The organism is Micromonospora sp. CPCC 205539 (assembly GCF_036906815.1).
Classification (GTDB): Bacteria; Actinomycetota; Actinomycetes; order Mycobacteriales; family Micromonosporaceae; genus Micromonospora.
In genome coordinates, this window is sequence record NZ_JBAKHW010000022.1 from 42,639 (window position 1) to 61,254 (window position 18,616).

9 protein-coding genes are annotated in these 18,616 nt (G+C 70.7%); 1 reads left to right on the forward strand and 8 read right to left on the reverse strand.

Annotation, left to right across the window (positions count from 1 at the left end; genetic code table 11):
- Positions 1 to 63: 63 nt before the first annotated feature.
- From V6V47_RS20365 to V6V47_RS20390, 6 genes are all read right to left on the reverse strand, one after another.
- Positions 64 to 420 carry an SH3 domain-containing protein gene (locus V6V47_RS20365; RefSeq protein ID WP_334629888.1) on the reverse strand — a complete coding sequence of 119 codons (357 nt, stop codon included), beginning with the start codon at positions 418 to 420 and terminating at the stop codon, positions 64 to 66.
- Between the two features lie 162 nt (positions 421 to 582).
- On the reverse strand, positions 583 to 1,383 hold the full coding sequence (locus V6V47_RS20370) for an ABC transporter ATP-binding protein (RefSeq protein WP_334629890.1): 801 nt from the start codon (positions 1,381 to 1,383) through the stop codon (positions 583 to 585).
- On the reverse strand, positions 1,380 to 2,435 hold the full coding sequence (locus V6V47_RS20375; protein WP_334629891.1) for a FecCD family ABC transporter permease: 1,056 nt from the start codon (positions 2,433 to 2,435) through the stop codon (positions 1,380 to 1,382). Before V6V47_RS20375 ends, V6V47_RS20370 begins: the two co-directional genes overlap by 4 nt.
- A complete protein-coding gene (locus tag V6V47_RS20380; protein ID WP_442934273.1) occupies positions 2,432 to 3,436 on the reverse strand; it encodes a FecCD family ABC transporter permease in 1,005 nt (334 codons plus the stop codon). The genes V6V47_RS20375 and V6V47_RS20380 overlap by 4 nt, the downstream gene beginning before the upstream one ends.
- 37 nt (positions 3,437 to 3,473) lie before the next feature.
- Positions 3,474 to 4,289 (reverse strand): siderophore-interacting protein, encoded by an 816-nt coding sequence (locus tag V6V47_RS20385; protein ID WP_334629893.1) that lies wholly within the window; start codon positions 4,287 to 4,289, stop codon positions 3,474 to 3,476.
- A 1-nt stretch (position 4,290) separates the two neighbouring features.
- A complete protein-coding gene (locus V6V47_RS20390; RefSeq protein WP_334629894.1) occupies positions 4,291 to 5,331 on the reverse strand; it encodes an ABC transporter substrate-binding protein in 1,041 nt (346 codons plus the stop codon).
- A 285-nt stretch (positions 5,332 to 5,616) separates the two neighbouring features.
- Between V6V47_RS20390 and V6V47_RS20395 the strand changes: the two genes are divergently transcribed.
- Positions 5,617 to 6,159 (forward strand): hypothetical protein, encoded by a 543-nt coding sequence (locus V6V47_RS20395; RefSeq protein ID WP_334629895.1) that lies wholly within the window; start codon positions 5,617 to 5,619, stop codon positions 6,157 to 6,159.
- 7 nt (positions 6,160 to 6,166) lie between these two features.
- Here the strand turns inward: V6V47_RS20395 and V6V47_RS20400 are convergent, their stop codons facing one another.
- On the reverse strand, positions 6,167 to 6,853 hold the full coding sequence (locus V6V47_RS20400; RefSeq protein WP_334629896.1) for a hypothetical protein: 687 nt from the start codon (positions 6,851 to 6,853) through the stop codon (positions 6,167 to 6,169).
- Between the two features lie 16 nt (positions 6,854 to 6,869).
- Positions 6,870 to 18,476: a DUF7927 domain-containing protein gene (locus tag V6V47_RS20405; protein ID WP_334629897.1), complete on the reverse strand. Its 11,607-nt coding sequence runs from the start codon at positions 18,474 to 18,476 to the stop codon at positions 6,870 to 6,872.
- Positions 18,477 to 18,616 lie beyond the last annotated feature (140 nt).

Genomic DNA, 18,616 nt, shown 5'->3' on the forward strand with positions numbered 1-18,616 from the left:
GACCGGCGCGCGGCCGACTCCCCCCCCGGAGTCGGCCGCGACGCGGTCCCTCACGCTCGATTCTCACCAACCGTCACAGGGTTGGTAGGAGCCGTCCTCGACCAGGAAATCGGCCCAGACCCAGCCGTACTTCGTCGTCGCCGTACGCAGGTAGACCCATTTGACGTTGTTCACGTTGACGTAGCAGTGGTAGTCGACGAGGTTGTTGTACGTCGCGGTGCCCGTGACCTTGCAGGTCCAGTCCGGCCCGGTACGCAGGCTGACGTTCTGCAGGAAGTTCTGCCCGTACGGCGACTGGTCGGTGTCCGCGGCGGTGACGCCACAGGGCGCCGCGGACGCGGGTGCCGCCTGCCCCACCAGCGTCAGACCCGCCATCACGGCCACCAGGACCAACGCCCGGGCGATCATCCTCTGTGCCATTCACTACCCCTCTCTCCGGCCCACCCTCACGCGTCCCAGCGTGTCGACGCTCACCGTAGGAACGCGAAACAGCCGGCCGCAACGGTCGACGGCTGTTCCGCACAGCCCGCGCCTGTCCGAGCTGTTCAGAGGGTTGTTCGGCCTTGTTCGGAACGGGGGGGATCAGTCGGCGGGAACGGCTTCCCGCGGCAGCGGCACCACCAACGGGGTGCCCGTCGCCGGATCGGGCACCACCAGCGCGCGCAGACCGAAGACCTCGGCCAGCAGCTGCGGCGTCAGCACCTCCTCCGGTGCCCCGGTGGCCACGACCCTGCCGTCCTTTATAGCGATGAGGATGTCGGCGTACCGGGCCGCGAGGCTCAGGTCGTGCAGCACCATGACGACGGTGCGCTCGCGTTCCCGGTGCAGCCGGGCGGCCAGGTCGAGCACGTCGATCTGGTGCGCGAGGTCGAGGTAGGTGGTGGGCTCGTCGAGGAGCAGCAGGTCGGTGCCCTGCGCGAGGGCCATCGAGATCCAGGCCCGCTGACGTTGCCCGCCGGACAGCGCGTCGACGGGCCGGTCGGCGAGGTCGAGCAGGTCGGTCCAGCGCAGCGCCTCGGCGACGATGTCCTCGTCGGCGCGCGACCACTGACTGAACCAGCTCTGGTGCGGGTGCCGGCCGCGCATCACCAGGTCGGCGACGGTGAGCCCATCGGGTGCGACCGGCGACTGCGGCAGCACGCCGACGATCTTCGCCACCTCGCGGGTGGGCAGCCGGTCGATCTGCTTACCGTCCAACAGCACCTGACCGGAGGCCGGCCGCAGCAGCCGGCCGAGCGCCCGTAGCAGCGTCGACTTGCCGCAGCCGTTGGGGCCGATGACGGCGGTGATCCGGCCGTCGACGATGTCGAGGTCCAGGTGCTCGACGACGGTCGTGTCGCCGTACGCCAGGTGGAGATCCCGAGCGCGAAGTCGCGCGGTCATGCGGTGGTCCTCCTCGTTCTGCCCAGCAGCAGCCACAGCAGGTACGGTGCGCCGATCATCGCGGTGAGCAGGCCGACCGGCAGCTCGCGGGGTGCGATGACGAGCCGGGCGGCCAGGTCGGCGCCGACGACGAGCAGGGCGCCCAGGATCGCCGAGACGATGACCGGCGGTCTGCTGCCCCCGCAGAGGCGCAACGCGACCTGCGGCACGAGGAACGCCACGAACTCGACCGGTCCGGCCGCCGACACCGCGACCGCGGCGAGCGCGACCGCGACCGCCACCACGGCGAGCTGGGCGGTCTGCAGGCGCAGGCCGAGCGCGCGGGCGGTGTCGTCACCGAACTGGAGGACCCGCAGCGCGGTCGCCGCGGCGACCGCCAGCGGCGCGAGGACGACCAGGGCGAGGGCCAGGGGACGTACGTTGTTCCACTCGCGTCCCGCGAGCGAACCGGTGAGCCAGATCGTGGCCCGGCTGACGTCCACCAGGTCGGCTCGCACCAGCAGCCACGAGGTGAGCCCGCCGAGGACCTCGCCCACGCCGAGGCCGACGAGCACGAGGCGGAAGCCGTTCATGCCACGTTTGTAGGCCAGCAGGTAGATGAGGGTGGCGCTGATCGTCGCACCGATCAGCGCGGCGACCGGGACGCCGACCATCCCGCCCGACACGCCGCCGAGGACGATGGCCGCGACCGCGCCGGCCGCCGCGCCACCGGTCACGCCGAGCACGTCGGGACTGGCCAGGGGGTTCCGGGCGAACGTCTGGGTCAGCGCACCGGACATGGCCAGGGCCGCGCCGACGAGCAGGGCGCAGAGCACCCGGGGCAGGCGTAGCTGCAACAGGATGTGCCGCTGCGCGCGGGTGCCCTCCCCGCCGAGCACGTCGAGGACGGCGCTGGGCGGGATCGGGAACTCCCCCCGCCCGAGGCTGAGAACGGCGAGGGTGAGCGCGGCGGCGAGGGCGACGGCGCCGACGACGATCGCGCGGACCGGCACCGCGCCGGAGACCGGGCCGATCCGCAGCACGACCCGCCCCGGCAGCGGCAGTGCGCTCACAGCGACACCAGCCGGACGCGGCGGACGAGGTAGACGAAGAAGGGCGCGCCGAGAACGGCGAGGACGATGCCGGTCTGAAGCTCCGCGGGGCGGGCGATGAGCCGGCCGGCGACGTCGGCGAGCAGCACCACACAGACACCCACGAACGCCGAGTACGGCAGCAGCCAGCGATGGTCCGGTCCGGTGAGGGCGCGGGCGAGGTGCGGCACGGCGAGCCCGACGAAACCGATCGGTCCGCAGGCCGCAGTAGCCGCGCCGGTGAGCAGCATGATCGCGGTGATACCGACGGTGCGGGCGAGCCCGATGTGCTGACCCAGCGCGCGGGCCACGTCCTCGCCGAGGCCGAGCGCGTTGAGCGCGGGCGCGTTGATCGCCGCCAGGACCAGCCCCACCACGATGAACGGCGCCACCTGCCCGGCGACGTCCAGCTCACGCCCGGACAACGACCCGACCACCCAGAAGCGGAAGCTGTTCAACGATGCCGAGTCGGCGAGCAGCAGGGATGAGGTGAACGACGACAGCAGCGCGCTGATCGCCATACCGGCCAGCGCGAGGGTGACCGGGGTCGGGCCGCCGCGCTGGGTCGCGCCGAGCCCGAAGACGACGAGACTGGCGGCGAGGGCGCCGGCGAACGCGAACCAGATGTAGCCGGTCAGCGAGCCGACGCCGAAGACGGCCATGCCGAGGACGACGGCGAACGACGCCCCGGCGGAGACCCCGAGCAGGCCGGGGTCCGCGATCGGGTTGCGGGTGTGGCCCTGGATCAACGCGCCGGCCACGCCGAGTGCGAGGCCGACGAGGACCCCGAGGACGGTACGCGGCAGCCGCAGTTCCCGTACGACGGCCGTGGCGTCACCGCCGTCGGGTGCCACGAGCGCGGACCAGACCTCGCCCGGGTGCAGCGACTGCGCGCCCAAACCGAGGCTGAGCAGCACCGCGACACCGGTGAGCGCGACCAGTCCGGCGAGCCCGGCGACGCGCACCGGCCAGGTGGTGCGCATCGCCGTGGCCTTCGTCGGTCGCCCGGTCGACGCCTCGTCAGTCGTCGTCATCGTCGTGGTGGTCGAGATTGACCACGCCACGCTTCCAGTACCCGTCCACCTCGACCCAATCGCGGGACAAGCCGAGCGTCCGCAGGTAGCGGCGGATCGGCTTGAGCGACGTCGCCTCCCCCGCGACCCAGCAGTACCCGTCCCCCGGTGGCAGTTCGAGCCCGCGGATCGCCTGCTCCAACTGCCCGCCGTCGACACCACGGTCGCGGTGCAGCCAGACGAGTGTGGTGTCGGCGGTGATGGCGAGCTGTTGCTCCTCGGCCGCGTCGGCCACGTCGAGGAACGCGAAGACCGGCACGCCGGCGGGCACCCGCTCGAGCCAGACGGCGACCGCCGGCAGCGCCGTCTCGTCGCCGGCGAACAGGTACCAGTCGAAGGTGAACGGGTTGATGGTCGAACCACGAGGGCCGAGGACGCCGAGGACCTGCCCGGGTGTTGCCTGCGCGGCCCAACTCCCCGCCGGCCCGTGGCCGTGCAGGACGAAGTCGAGGTCCAACTCCCGCTGCTCCGGTCGGTGGTGCCGCACCGTGTAGTCACGGAACGTGGGTTTCGGGGCGCCCGGCGGGGGCGACTCGAGACCGTCCGGTCCGAGGGTCGGCATGACCGGCAGCGCCGCACCGGGCTCCGGGAAGAACACCTTCACGTGGTCGTCGGGCGCGGCGTAGCAGAAACCGTCGAGCGCCGCACCGGTGAGCGTGACGCGGACGGTCCGGGGGGTGACCCGTACGACCCGGGCCACCTCGAGCAGCCGTGGGGTGAGGTCGTGCCAGACGAGTTCGATCTCGCGGTTCGGTGTCGTCATGTCACTTGCCGCCGGCCGTCGCCGCCTTGGCGATGGTGGGGACCACGTTGTCGATGAAGTACGGGATGGTCAGCGGCGTCGGGTTCCGCAGCGCCGAGAACTGCTCCCGGGTGAGCGGCACATAGCCGCCCTTCTTGACGGCGTTGAGGTTCTTGAACAGCGTGTTGCTCTCCAGCGCCGTCTTCAGGCCCGGCTCGACGCAGTAGACGATGACGACGTCGGCGTCGACGGTGGCGAGCTTCTCGAGGCTCAAGGTCACCGCGAAGTCCGTACCCTGGAGCTTCGCGACCTCCGGGGCGAGCGTCATACCGAACTCGTTGATCGACTTGACGCCGGTGTCCTCGGCCGAGCGCAGCACGCCGATGGTGCCGGCCTCGAACGCCTGCGACAGCGAGAAGGTCTTGCCGACCAACTCGGGGTGGTCCGCCTTGACCTTGGCGACCTTCGCCTCGACGTCCTTGATGATCGTCTCGCCCTGCTCGACCTTGCCGACCAGCTTGGCGACCTGGCGCAGCGTCACCTGCCACGGGTCCTCGAACGGCCCGCTCTCGTACGCCGTGGTCGGCACCAGCGGCGACAGCTTCGCGTACTCCTGGTCGATGTAGTAGTCACCACCGGCCAGGACGAGGTCCGGGTTGAGCTTGGCGATCTCCTCGGGGTTGACGCCCGCGTCGCCAGCCGAGAGCAGGGCCGGCTTGCCGGTGATCTTCGGCTTGGCCCAGGCGGTGATACCGCCCTCGTCCAGCGACGCGGCGATACCGACGGGCTGGACACCCAGCAGCAGGAGGGCGTCCAGGTCGGCGTCGGACAGCGCGACGACGCGCTCCGGGGCCTTGTCGAGGGTGACCTTGCCGAGCTTGTGCGTGACGGTCACGGGGTAGGCGACGGCCGCCGAGCCCACACCGGACGAGTTCGCGGCCGGTGCGTCCGCGTCGTCGCCGCAGGCGGCCAGGGCGCCGGATGCGGCGACCAGCAGGCCCAGCAGGCCCACGCTCACGCGGCCCCGGGTCCGGAGTCGGGTGCCGACTGCGTTCATCACCATGGTTGCCACTTTCACGAGGAGATGCCGAAATTAGGCGAGGCTAAGCTAAATTACAGACGCGCTGGTCCGCAAGTTGCGGGTTCGACCGGGCGGCGGCAGCGTCCGACGGAGGACGCGCGGCGGCCTGCGCTGGGCGTCGCTGGCGCGGCGCTCGTGGTGCTCTGGCTCCGCCTGGGTCGCCGATCGCGCCGGTGAGCGTGCACTATTTGTCCACTTGGCAGCTACGGAACGTACGGAATCGTTACGCTCAGTGCGATAAATAGGAACGCGATGACAGGATCGGCAATGCAGAGGTTCGGATTGACCGTGGTGATCGGCACGGCCTGCCTGGTGTCCGTCCCCGCACCCGCCTGGGCGGACAGCACCGGCGACGTCACGGCCACGGTCATCGTGACCGGGGGTGAGCTCTCGATCATCACGCCCGCGACGGCCGATCTCGGCGAGGGATCACCCGACGAGGGCATCACCGGTCAGCTCGGCACGGTCACCGTGATCGACGACCGCGCGCAACTCGCGGCGACCTGGGTGGTGACGGTGACCGCCAGTGACTTCACCACCGGCGGCGCGACGCCGGCCGAGACGATCCCGGCCAGCGCGATCGACTACTGGTCGGGGCCGGCCACGCAGAATGTCGGAACCGGTGTGCTCGTGCCGGGTCAACCCACCGCCGCCGACGCGGTACCGATCGTGTCGACGCCGACCGCGTTCACCAGGTCCACCGGCGACGGCCTCAACCGGGCGAGCTGGAACCCGACCCTCACCTTCCAACTCGGACCGGAGACGGTGACCGGCGTCTACACCGGAACGGTGACCCACTCGGTTGCCTGAGCGGCGCTCAGTCCGCGCTGACCGCCCCGGCCATCCGGTCGGGGCTGTCGGCCCGCTCGGTCGCCGACCGCGCGTGCGCGGGTACGACCCGACGCTGGCGGTACCGGCGAACCAGGACGAACGCGGCCGCGCCGAGTACGAGCAGCGCCACCGCGGCGCCGGCGTACCAGAGCCAGGAGGTGCCGGCACCCTTGGTGGCCGGTACGACGGCACCGGCCGGCAGCAGATCGGAGTGGGTCGCGCAGACGAGCGGCTTCACACCGTCCTTGGCGCTGGCACAGGCCACCGTGGCGAGTCGCAGCAAATCCTTCGGAGTCTCACCGACGCGGGCCTTCGTGGTGAAGGTGGACTCCTCACCCACCTTGAGGTCGACCGCCCAGTTGACCGCGCCGTCCCGGGCCTTGCCGCCGCGGTCGGCGGAGATGAGCGCGAGCCCGGACGGCAGGCTCTGCGAAACCTTGATGCCCGCCACCTTGGCCGTGCCGAGATTGCGGACGGTGACCCGGTAGGTCAGCTCATCGCCGGCGGCCACGGCGGTCCTGCCGTCGTCCACCGTGATGCTGAGCAGCGGCCCGGACGGCGAGGCGGCGCCGGACGGCTTCGGCGTCGGGGCCACCGCCTGCGCGGGGGCGACAACCGGCCCGGCCAGCGTCCACGCGGCCAGCACGGTCGCCAGGACAGGGATCCTTCGCATGATGCTCCTCAGGCTGTTACTCGGTGATCGCCACATATTCCAACGTCGCGGAGTACTCATCGGCTACGACCGCGGGGATGGTCACCTGGTAGTCGTTGCTGATCGCGTCGCCGCCGGGTGCCGATGGCCCGGCCTGACGGTGCACGACCACCGCCGTCACATCGGAGAGTTCCCGGTAGACGGTGGTGCCGCTCTCGCGTACCCGCAGGTTTTCGATCGGGATGGTGTAAGGGTTCGCGGGATTGGCCCCGACCAGTTCCGGCTGCAGCCCTCGTACGCTGACCGAATACCCGGTGGGACTGTTGGTGGTGACGGTCATGGTGACCGCCTCGGATCGGCCGACCACCTGCTCCGGACGGCCCGTCAGCGTGAACCCGTCCGGCAACCCGGACAACGTGATCGACTGCGCGGTCACGGTGACGGTGGCGGTGCATCCGGCGCCGCCCACACCCGCCGGGCAGGTGTTGCCGATGGTGGTGGAGGCGACCGTGTTGACCAGCGTTCCGTCGCCGGACACGGGCTGATTGACGGCGACGCTGTAGGTGAACGTGGCGGTGGCGTTGACCGGCAGGTCACCGGTCCAGGTGAGGACCGGCGCCGTGTAGGAGAGGACGCCCGTGGTCGTGACGGCGTCGCCGACGTACACGGCGTCGTCGAGGACGTCGACGAGCGAGTCGGTGACCGTGGCGCCGCTGTAGGGCGCCTCCCCATTGTTGGTGATCAGGACCGAGTAGCGCACCACCCCGCCCGCGACGACAGTCGCGGTGTCGGCGGTCTTGGTGATGGTCAGTGCCGGGATCCGGACGGCGACCGTGGTGGTGCAGGCCGGCGAGCCCGGACAGTCGGCGCCCACGGTGCTGGAGCTGACGGCGTTGACGAGGTTCCGGTCACCGGTGTCCGGGACGTTGACGGTGACCGAGTAGCTGATCACCGCGACCGCCGCGACCGCGAGATCACCGGTCCAGGTCAGCACCGGCGCCGCGTACGAGACCACGCCGGAACTCGCGGTGGCGTCCGCGTTGTAGACCGCGTCGTCGAGCACTCCGGTCAGCGTGTCCGCGACGGTCGCACCCGTGTACGGCGACTGTCCGGTGTTGGTGACCGTGATCGTGTACGTGACCGTGCCGCCGGCGGTGACGGTGGCGGTGTCCGCCGTCTTGGTGATGGCCAGCCCGGGGATCAGGATGGCGACTTGGACACTGCACCTCGGGTCGGTGCTGCCCACCGCGCAGTTGTTGGCCGGCGCGTCGGAGCTGACCGTGTTGACGAGGGTCCGCCCGCCGACCTGGCTGTTGTTGACCGTCACCGTGTAGACGATGGTCACGGCGGAACCGATCGGCAGGTCGCCGCGCCAGGTCAGCACCGGCGCCGCGTAGGTGACCACCCCGGAGCTGGCGGTGGCATCGGCGTTGTAGACCGCGTCACCGAGCAGGCCGGCGAGCGAGTCGCTGATCGTGGTGTCGACGTACCCCGTCTCGCCGGTGTTCGTGGCGGTGATGGTGTAGGTGACGGTGTCGCCTGGCGTGCTGGTCGGGTTGTCGGCGGTCTTGGCGATGGCGAGGCCGGGCAGCAGTACGGCGACCGTCACGGTGCAGGCGGGGCCGGGCGCCGCCGTCGAGCAGTTGCTGCCGGGTGCGTCGGTGGTGATGGTGCTGGCGATGGTCCGGTTGCCGGTGTCCGGGTTGTTGACCGTGACCGTGCCGGTGATGACGATGACGCCGCCAACCGGGATGTCCCCGGTCCACGTGACGTCGGCGCCCACCACGGTCAGCGTGCCGGAGCTGGCGACCTGGTCCCCGTTGGGCCGGGCGTCGTCGAAGACGTTCGTGGCGTCGGTGACCACCTGGATGCCCACGTAGGCGGTGGGTCCGGTGTTGGTGAAGGTGGCGGTGAACCGGACGACGCTGCCCGGCGTGGTCGTGGCCACGTCGGCGACGTTGGTGATGCTGAGCGCCGGGATGAGCACGGTGACGGTGACGGTGCAGGCCGGATCAGTCCCTCCAACCGGACAGTTGCTGCCCGGCGTGGTGGACGTGATGCCGTTGGTCATGCTCCGGTCCCCGGTGGAGGGGTTGTGCACCGCGACCGAGTAGCTGATGACGGCGGTGCCACCGATGGCGAGGTCACCGGTCCACGTCAGGGTCGGCGCCGCGTACGACACCACGCCGGCCGTGGCGACCGCGTCGTCGTTGAAGGTGGCGTCGTCGAGTACAGCGGCGAGGCTGTCGCTCAGGGTGGCACCGGTGTACGCGGTCTGGCCGCTGTTCGTGACGGTGATGGTGTAGCCCACCGTGCCACCCGGTGTGGTGGTGCCGACGTTGGCGTTCTTGCTGATGCTCAGGGCCGGCAGCAGCACCTGGACGGTCGTCGTGCAGGCCGGATCGGCGCCGGCGGGCGGGCAGTTGGTGCCGGCGTCGGTGGAGCTGACCGTGTTGACCAGGACCCGCCCGCCGGTCTGCGGGTCGTTGGCGGTGACCGTGTAAGTGATGGTGACCGCGCCGCCGACGGCGAGGTCACCGGTCCAGGTCAGGGTCGGCGCGCTGTAGGAGACGACGCCCGAGCTGGCGCTGGCGTCGCCGTTGTAGGTGGCGTCGGCGAGCAGGCCGGCCAGGCTGTCGGCGACGGCGGCGCCGGTGTACGGGGTCTCGCCGGTGTTGGTGACGGTGATCGTGTAACCGACGGGGCCGCCGGGGACGGTGGTGGCCCGGTCCGCCGTCTTGAGCACCGTCAACGCCGGGATGAGGATCGTGACCGTCGCCGTGCACGCCGGGTCGGTGCCGCCCGACGGGCAGTTGTTGCCGGGGGCGGTGGAGCTGGCCACCGAGGTCATGACCCGGTTGCCCGGGTCCGGGTCGCGCACCGTGAACGAGCGGGTGATGGTGAGCACCGCGCCCGGCGGCAGGTCACCGGTCCACCGGATCGACGACGTGCCGGGCACCAACTCCAGCGTGCCGGTCGAGGCCGCGGCGTCGCCGTTGTACGCGGCGTCGTCGACCGAGCCGGCGAAGTTGGTCGTGATCTGGATGCCGATCAGAGGGGTCGTCCCCGTGTTGGTGGCGGTGGTGGTGAACTGGACCGTGCCGCCGGGGACCGAGGTGGGCGCACCCGCCGTGTTGACGATGCTGAGCACCGAAATCGTCACGGTGGCCGTACAGGCCGGGTTGGTGCTGCCGACGACGCAGCTGCTACCGGCGGCCGCTGAGCTGACCCGGCTGGTGAGGAGCCGGTCGCCGGTGTCCGGGGCGGCGACCGTCACCGAGTAGGTGATGGTGGCCGTCGCCCCCGGGGCGAGGGTGCCCGTCCAGAGCAGATTCGGGCTGGCGAAGGTGACCGCGCCGGTGGTCGCCACGGCGTCGTTGTTGTAGGCCGCGTCATCCAGCAGCCCGGCCAGCGCGTTGGTCACCGTGACGCCCGTCTGCGCGGTCTGCCCGGTGTTGACGATGGAGATGGTGTAGCCCACCTGCGCGCCGGGAGTCGTGCTGGCCGTACCGGCGGTGATGGTGATGCCCAGGCCGGGCGTGAGCACGGGCACCAGGATCGAGCAGTCCGGGTTGGAGCTGGCCGGCGGGCAGGTGCTGCCGGCCTCCGTCGAGGAGACGACGTTCACCATCGTCTTGTCGCCCGGGTCGGGGCTGCGCACCGTCATGGTGTAGGTGACGACCGCGCTCTGCCCCGCCGGGAGGTCACCGGTCCAGGTCAGCGTGGGCGCCGCGTACGACACGCTGCCCACGGTGGTGGTGGCGTCGTTGCCGAAGGTCGCGTCGTCGAGCGCGCCGGTCATGTCGTCGGTGACCACCGCTCCCAGGTACGGGGCGGTGCCGGTGTTGCTGATGGTGAGGGTGTAGCCGACCGTGCTGCCGGGCGTCGTGACCGGTGTGTTGGCGACCTTGACGATGGTCAGCGCCGGCACCAGCACGTCGACCCGGACGGTGCAGCGCGGATCGGTGCCGCCGACCGGGCAGTTGTTCCCTTGGATCGCCGAGCTGGCCGTACTTGAGATGACTTTGTCGCCTGGATCGGGGTTACGCACCTGGAAGGTGCTGGCGATGGTGACCACGCCGCCGACCGGCAGGTCGCCGGTCCAGCTGAGACCGTCCGGGCCGACCACGAGGGCGCCGGAGGTGACGGTGTCACCGATCGGCACGGCGTCGTCGAGCAGGCCGGCGCCGCCCAGGTTGACGGTCGCGCCGAAGTAGGCGGTGCCACCGTCGTTGGTGATGGTGGTGGTGAGGACGACCGTACCGCCGGGCAGCACGGTGGCCCTGTCGGCGGTGTTCAGGATGGTCACCTGCGACACGGTGACCTGGGCGGTGCACCGCGGGTCGACGCTGCCGACGGCGCAGTTCCCGCCGTCGGAGTCGGAGACCAGCGTATTGACCATCAGGTTGTCACCGGTGACCGGCTGCACCGTCACGGTGTAGGTGATGGTCACCGAGCCGGCCGCCGGCACGTCGCCGGTCCAGGTGAGCACCGGGGCGGTGTAGCTGATGGTGCCCACCCCGCCGGCCGAGGCGTCGTTGTTGTAGACGGCGTTGCCGAGCACGTCGGCCAGCGAGTCGTCGAAGGTCGCGGCGAGGTACGGGGTCAGCGCGGAGTTCGACACCACCACCGTGTACGTGACCACCGAACCGACAGCCGCGGAGCGCGCACTCGCGGTCTTGGCGAACGTCAGTTGAGTTTCGTCGGCGACCGCGACGGTGACCGTGCACGCCGGGTCGGCGCTGCCCACTAGGCAGTTGGCCCCTGCCGCGGCGGAGCTGGCGACGTTGACCAGCGAGTTGTTCCCGGTGGCCGGGTTGTCGACGGTCACCGTGTAGGTGACCGTCACGGTGGCGCCGACGGCCAGGTCGCCACTCCAGGTGAGCACCGGTGCGGTGTAGGAGACCGTTCCGGCCGTGGCGCTCGCGTCCCCGTTGTAGGCCGCGTCATCGAGGACGCCGGTCAGGTCGTCGTTCACGCTTGTCGCGGCGTACGGGATCTGTCCACTGTTGGTGATGGTCAGCGTGTAGGCGACCGTGCTGCCCGGCGACGTCGCCACGGCGCTCGCCGACTTTCCGATGGTCAGCGCCGGAGTGAGAACCAGCACGGTGGAGGTGCACCCGGGCGCCTGGGCCGTCGCGGAGCAGGAACTGCCGACGGCGCTCGACTGGAGAACGTTGACCATGATCTTGTTGCCCGGGTCGGGTGAAAGCACCACCACCGAGTAGGTGATGGTGACGACTGCACCGACCGCGAGGTCGCCGCTCCAGGTGAGGGTGGTGCCGGCGAAGGTCAGGGTGCCGGCGCTGGCCACCGCGTCGCCGCTGTACGTCGCGTCACTCAGCACCGCCGCCAGCGAGTTGGCCACACTGATCGCGGTGTATGGCGAGGTACCCGAGTTGGTGATCGTCACGGTGTAATTCACGGTCTGCCCCGGCACGGCGGTCGCCGTGTCCGCGACGACGTTCAGCGCGAGACCCGGTATCAGCACGGTCACGCTGAGCGAGCAACGCGGATCGGTGCTACCCACCGGACAGTTGTTGCCAGGGGCTGCCGACACCATCGTCGCGGGGAGCGACGGATCGCCCTGGAAAGGGTTGAGCACCGTGACGCTGCCGCTCAGCGTGATGGTCGCGCCGACGGGAATGTCACCCGACCAGACCGAGCCGGTCGGAGTGAGGATCAGCGTGCCGGAGGACGCGGTCTGGTCGCCGTTGCCGATGACGTCGGTGCCGAAGTCGGTCGAGTCGAGGCTGACACTGATGCCCTGGTAAGGGACCTGACCGGTGTTGGTGTAGGTGCTGTTGATCCGGACCACCCCACCCGGCGTGGTGGTGGCGACGTCGGTGGTGGCCACCAGCAGCAGTCGGGCCACCGGCACACTGACCGCGCATCGGGCGTCGCTGCCGCCGACGGTCGGACAGTTGCTGCCCGCTGCCGTCGAGCTGACCCGGTTGGAGAGGATCAGGTCACCGGCGACCGGGTCGTTCACCGTCACCGAGTAGGTGATCGTCACCGTGGCGCCGAGGGCCAAGGCTCCACTCCACGTCAGATTGGGGCTGACGAAGCCGATCGTGCCGGCTGATGCCACCGCATCGTTGTTGTAAGCCGCGTCGTCGAGCACGCCGGCCAGCGCGTCGGTGACGGTCACCGTCGGGTACGCGGTCTGCCCCGTGTTGCTGATGGTGAGGGTGTAACCGACGGTCGCGCCCGGCGCGGTGGTTGGCACGCTGGGCACCTTGGTGATGGTGAGGGCCGGCACCCGCACCAGCACGGTGGCGACGCATCGCGCGTCGCTGCTGCCCGTCGGGCAGTTGCTGCCCGGGGTGCTGGAGACCACCCGGTTGACCAGCGACTGATCGCCTGGGTCGGGGTCGAGGATCGTCATCGAGTACGTGATGGTGGCGACGGCGCCGAGGCCCAACGCGCCTACCCAGTTCACGTTGGGGGCGGTGTAGCTGACCGTTCCGGACGTGGCGGTCGCGTCGCCGTTGTAGGTGGCGTCGTTCAAGGGGTTGGCCAGCGAGTCGATGAAGGCCGCCGCCGCGTACGTCGTCTCGCCGGTGTTCGTCACGGTGATCGTGTAGGTCACCACGCCGCCGGGGACGGTGGAGGCGGTGTTGGCGGTCTTGACGATGGTCAGACCAGGCAGCAGCACGGTGACGGTCGCCGTGCAGGACGCGGCGGGCGTACCGGGCGGGCAGTTGTTGCCGACCGCCGTCGAGCTGAGCGTCGAAGTCAGCGCCCGGTTTCCGGTGTCGGGGTTCTGCACCGTCACGGAGAACCGAACGGTGACGGTGGCCCCCACCGCGAGCGCGCCCGTCCAGGTCAGCACCGACCCGGTTACGCCGACGGTTCCGCTGTCGGCCGTGGCATCGGAGTTGTAGACGGCATCGTCGAGCACGCCGGCCAGCGGGTTGGTGACACTGGTCGTCGCCGGGTACGGCGTCTCCCCGGTGTTGGCGATGGTGATCGTGTAGACAACGATGTCGCCGGGTGTGGCGGTGGCCGCGCTCGGGCTGTTGGTGAGAGTCAGCCCAGGCAGCAGGACAGGGACCGTGGCCGAGCAGCGGGCGTCCGCGCTGCCGGAGGCGCAGTTGGCGCCCGGCGTCGGCGAGACGAGCTGGTTGACCATCGACCGGTCACCGGTGGCGGGGTCGCTGACGGTCACCGAATAGGTCACCGTGGCGGACGCGCCGATGGCGAGGTCACCGGTCCAGGAGATGGTCGGGCTGCTGTAGCTGACCACGCCGGAGGTGGCGGTGGCGTTGCCGTTGTAGGCGGCATCGTCGAGCACACCGGCCAGCGAGTCAGTGAAGCTCGCCCCGAGATAGGCAGATTGGCCAGTGTTGGTCACCACGATCTGGTAGGCCACCACCGAACCCGGCGTCGCACTCGGCACAGTCGCCGTCTTGAGCAGCGTCAGCCCGGGAATCAGGATGGTCACTGACGCGGTACACCGCGAGTCGACGCTGCCGGGGGCGCAGTTGTTGCCCACCGCCGACGACGACACCACGCTGGTCAGCACCGGGTTGCCGGTGGTCGCCGAGCCGACCGTCACGCTGAACGTCACGGTCACCATCGCGCCGACGGCCAGGTTGCCGCTCCAGGTCAGGGTGGGGCTGGTGTAGGAGAGCGCACCGGCGGTGGTGGTCGCGTCGTTGTTGTACGTGGCCCGGCCGAGCACCCCGGCCAGCGAGGTGGTGACACTGATGCCGGTGTACGCGGTCTGCCCGCTGTTGGTGATGGTGACCGTGTAGCCGACAGTGGAGTTGGGCGTCGTGCTCGCCGTACTCGCGATGTTGGTCAGGACCAGGCCCGGCACCAGCACGGTGACGGTCACGGCGCAGCGGGCGTCGTTGGTGGCGGCCGGGCAGTTGCTGCCCAGGCTGCCGGAGCTGACCGTGTTGGTCATGACCTTGTCGCCGGGGTCCGGGGCACGCACGGTCATCGTGTAGGTGATGGTGGCGCTGGCACCGGCCGCCAATGCGCCGGTCCAGGTCAGGTTCGGGGAGCTGAAGGTGACCGACCCCGTCGTCGCTGCCGCATCGCCGTTGTAGGCCGCGTCGTCGAGCGCGGCGCCCATCGCGTCGGTGAGGGTGGCGGCCGGGTAGGCCGCTTGACCGGTGTTGGTGACCGCGATGGTGTAGCTGACCACGTCGCCGGGTGTCGCGGTGGTCCTGTCCGCCGTCTTGACGATGGTGAGCGCGGCGACCGGCACAGTGGCCGCGCACCGGGTGTCCAGGCTGCCGGCGCCGCAGTTGGTGCCGAGCGTCGGCGAGGTGACTGTGTTGGTCAGCACCAGGTCACCGGTTGGTGGGCTGGCCACGGTGACCGAGTAGGTGATGGTCGCGGCCGCACCGGCGGCCAGGTTGCCGGTCCAGCTCAGGGTCGGGCTGACGAACGTGACGGTGCCGGAGGTGGCGGTCGCGTCGGCGTTGTAGACCGCGTCGTCGAGCACCCCGCCCAGCGGGTCGTTGATCGTGACGCCGTTGAGGGCGACCGAGGCGGTGTTGGTGACGCTGATCGTGTAACGCACCGTCCCACCGGCCGCCACGGTGGACACGTCCGAGGTCTTCACCACCACCAGCGGTCCGGTGGTGATCAGCACGGTGACCGGTTGTGTCGCCTGCTGACCGGCGGCGTCGACCACCCGCACGGTGAAGCTGGAACTGCCGGCGGTGGTCGGGGTGCCGGAGAGCAGACCGGTGCTCGCGTCCAGGGTCAGACCCGGCGGCAGTGTGCCCGCGCTGACCGACCAGACGAACGGCGCCGTACCACCGTTCACCGTGAGCTGGGTGCTGTAGGGAACGCCGACCTGGCCGGACGGCGGCGGCGGGAAGTTCAGCGTCGGTGACGCCGTGATGCCGAGGGACACCGTCCTGGTAGCGGCCTGCCCGAAGGCGTCGACCACCCGGACGGTGAAGGAGAAGGCGCCGCCGGCGGTGGGGGTGCCGGAGAGCAGACCGGTGCTCGGGTTCAGGGTCACGCCGGGCGGCAGGCTGCCCGCGCTCACCGACCAGACGAACGGGCCGGTGCCCCCGTTGACCGTGAGCTGGTTGCTGTAGGCGATACCGACCTGCCCCTGCGGGGGCGGCGGGAAGGCCAGCGTGGGCAGCGGCGCGATGACGATGCTCAGGGCCTGGGTTGCGGCTTGGCTGCTGGCGTCGACCAGCCGGACGGTGAAGTCGAAGGTCCCAGCGGCGGTGGGTGTGCCGGAGAGCAGACCGGTGCTCGCGTTGATGGTCACCCCGGGCGGCAGACTGCCCGCGCTGATCGACCAGGCGAACGGCGCGGTACCACCGGTCACCGTGAGCTGGTTGCTGTAGGGGACGCTGACCTCGCCAGCGGGTGGCGGCGGGTTGGCGAGACTGGGCGAGGCGTTCGGCGTGACCGGCGCGGACTGCGCCGAGGGCGGCCCGGCGCCGCCCGCGTTGCGGGCCGTCACCGTGAAGGTGTACGCGGTGCCCGGCGTCAGCCCGGTCACCGTCTGGGTGGTCGCCGCGCTGGCGAAGGTCTGCGGGGTCTGCGCCACCCCGCCGATGTACGGCGTGACCACGTAGGAGGTGATCGGGCTGCTGTTGGCGTTGGGTGCGGTCCAGGTCAGGGTGGCCGACGAGTCACCGGCGCTGGCCGCCGTGATGGTCGGGGCGCCGGGCACCGCGTACGGCACCACCGCGGTGGACGCCGGACTTGTCGCGCTGGTGCCGATCGAGTTGACCGCCGCGACGGTGAACGTGTAGCTCGCGCCGACCGTCAGCCCGGAGATCACCCGGCTGGTGGTGGACGCGTCGTACGTGATCGGGGTCTGCGCGACCCCGTTGCGGATCGGGGTCACGATGTAGCTGGTGATCGGGCTGCCGTTGCTCGCTGGCGCCGTCCAGGTGACCGTGGCGCTGGCCAGGCCGGCGGTCGCCGTTGGGGCGACCGGGGTGGCGGGCACGTCGGTGTAGACGTAGCTGGCCGCGGCGGCGACACCCCGGGTGACCACGGTGACGTTCACGGTGGCGGCGCTGCTGCGGGCGGGCATGGACGAGATGCTCAACGTCCCGTTGGCGTTCACCGTGAAGCAGCCCGCCGCCGGGCCGGACGCGCAGGGCAGCAGGACGACCGGCGTACCGGCCTGCTGCTGCGCAGTGGTGCCGATCTCGATGGCGGTCGCTCCGGCGATGTTCGTCCCGCCGACCGTGACCGCGACGCCGCCGGCGATCGTGCTCGTCGCCGGTGAGACGGTGATCCCGCTGGGCGTCGTCGGCGGCGTGCCCACGACCGTGGTGGTGGAGATTCCGGGATTGGCGTCGATGGACGACGCGGTGACGGTCGACTGGGTCTGGATGATCGCGGGCGTCACGCTGGACCCGGTGACGATGGCGACGACCGAGATCGGTGGCAGCGACGTTCCGTTGGCGAACGGACCGTTGCTGTTGGTGCACGTGATGGTCTGCCCGGACGGCGCCGCGCAGACCCAGCCGCTGCCGAAGGCGCCCACCGGCACCACACCGGTCGGCGTGGTCGCGGTCACCGATATCGGGGCGGTCTCGTTGGAGCCCACCGCGACCGAGGGGACGACCGTGTAGTTGACCGGGTCACCGGGCTGCGGGTTCGGGCCGGTGTAACTGGTCTGCGTCACGTTGAGGTCGGGCACCGGGTTGAAGGTCACCACGTTGGTGTTGTCGACCTCGTGGTTGTCCACCACGGAGCCGGTGGAGGCCACCCAGCCGAAGGCGAGCTGGCGCGGGATGCCGTTGCTGTTCAACATGGTCGGCGAGGCGTAGAGGCCGGCCGGGACCACAGGCAGCGCGCCCTCCAGGACCCGCGAGACGCTCGCGCCGACCGGCCTGAAGGACACCATGTAGCGGCCAGCCGCGACCACCAGACCGGAGGCGGTGGTGAACGCCGAGCCGGTCGGGTTGATCACCACTTCGACAGGGACGACCGAGGCGGCGCGAGTGGTCGCCCGAAGCGGGACCACCGGCGACGTGGCGTTGGTGGCGGTGCTGTTCAGGCCGCAGTAGCCGACCGTGCCCCGGCCGGGCCCTCGGACCACCACCTGACCGGGAATCCTGGCCGCGGTGATGAAGGACGGGTCGGTACAGCCGCTGCCCTCGTAGTTGGTGGTGCTGTAGTTGCCGTAGACGTCGAAGCCTATGCCCAGATACCCGTTGGCCAGACCGGGCAGGTTCCTGGTGCCGGCGTAGCCGAGCCCGCCGCCGGACTGGCCGATGGTGGCGGGCGCAGTCGGGCTGGCGGGATCGACCGCCGCGAGGACCAGGGTCATGCCGTCCGCACCGAAGGTTCCGGTGCCGTACTGGTAGAGGTTGAAGGTCATGTCCAGGCCGGACGCGGTGGGCACGCTGGTCGCGCCGAAGAGTCCGCCGGCCTTGCTGGTGGTCGCGTCGGTGAGGCGCAGCTTGCCGCTGCCGGGGGCGTCGGTCTGCGAGGCGCAACTGCGCGGAGCTCCGGTGCTGGTGTTGCCGGAGGCGGTCAGGCAGGCGACGTTCGTGCCGAGGGCCCCGGCGGGGAGGGCAGGAAGGACGACGCTGCCGAGGCCGTCCGGGGTGTTGTTGTGGAAGGGCTGGTTGAACAGGACGGTGCCCGCCGCCTCCGCGACGACCGGGTTGAGCACGGCGAGCAGAGTGGCCAACAACGTACTGACGAGGCCGAAGGCGGTACGGCGACGGAGCTCTTCACGGGCGAATACGCGCCTCCGCCGCCTGTGTGTGCCAGCGTTCACCGGAGCACACCCAGGCCGCGGACGGACGCAGACGTCAGGGCAGTACGCAC

Excerpts from the sequence above, each read along its gene's own strand:
- V6V47_RS20365 (WP_334629888.1), bottom strand. The coding sequence starts at position 420 with ATGGCACAGAGGATGATCGCCCGGGCGTTGGTCCTGGTGGCCGTGATG.
- V6V47_RS20395 (WP_334629895.1), top strand. The coding sequence starts at position 5,617 with ATGCAGAGGTTCGGATTGACCGTGGTGATCGGCACGGCCTGCCTGGTG.
- V6V47_RS20385 (WP_334629893.1), bottom strand. The coding sequence starts at position 4,289 with ATGACGACACCGAACCGCGAGATCGAACTCGTCTGGCACGACCTCACC.
- V6V47_RS20400 (WP_334629896.1), bottom strand. The coding sequence starts at position 6,853 with ATGCGAAGGATCCCTGTCCTGGCGACCGTGCTGGCCGCGTGGACGCTG.
- V6V47_RS20380 (WP_442934273.1), bottom strand. The coding sequence starts at position 3,436 with ATGCGCACCACCTGGCCGGTGCGCGTCGCCGGGCTCGCCGGACTGGTC.
- V6V47_RS20390 (WP_334629894.1), bottom strand. The coding sequence starts at position 5,331 with ATGGTGATGAACGCAGTCGGCACCCGACTCCGGACCCGGGGCCGCGTG.
- V6V47_RS20370 (WP_334629890.1), bottom strand. The coding sequence starts at position 1,383 with ATGACCGCGCGACTTCGCGCTCGGGATCTCCACCTGGCGTACGGCGAC.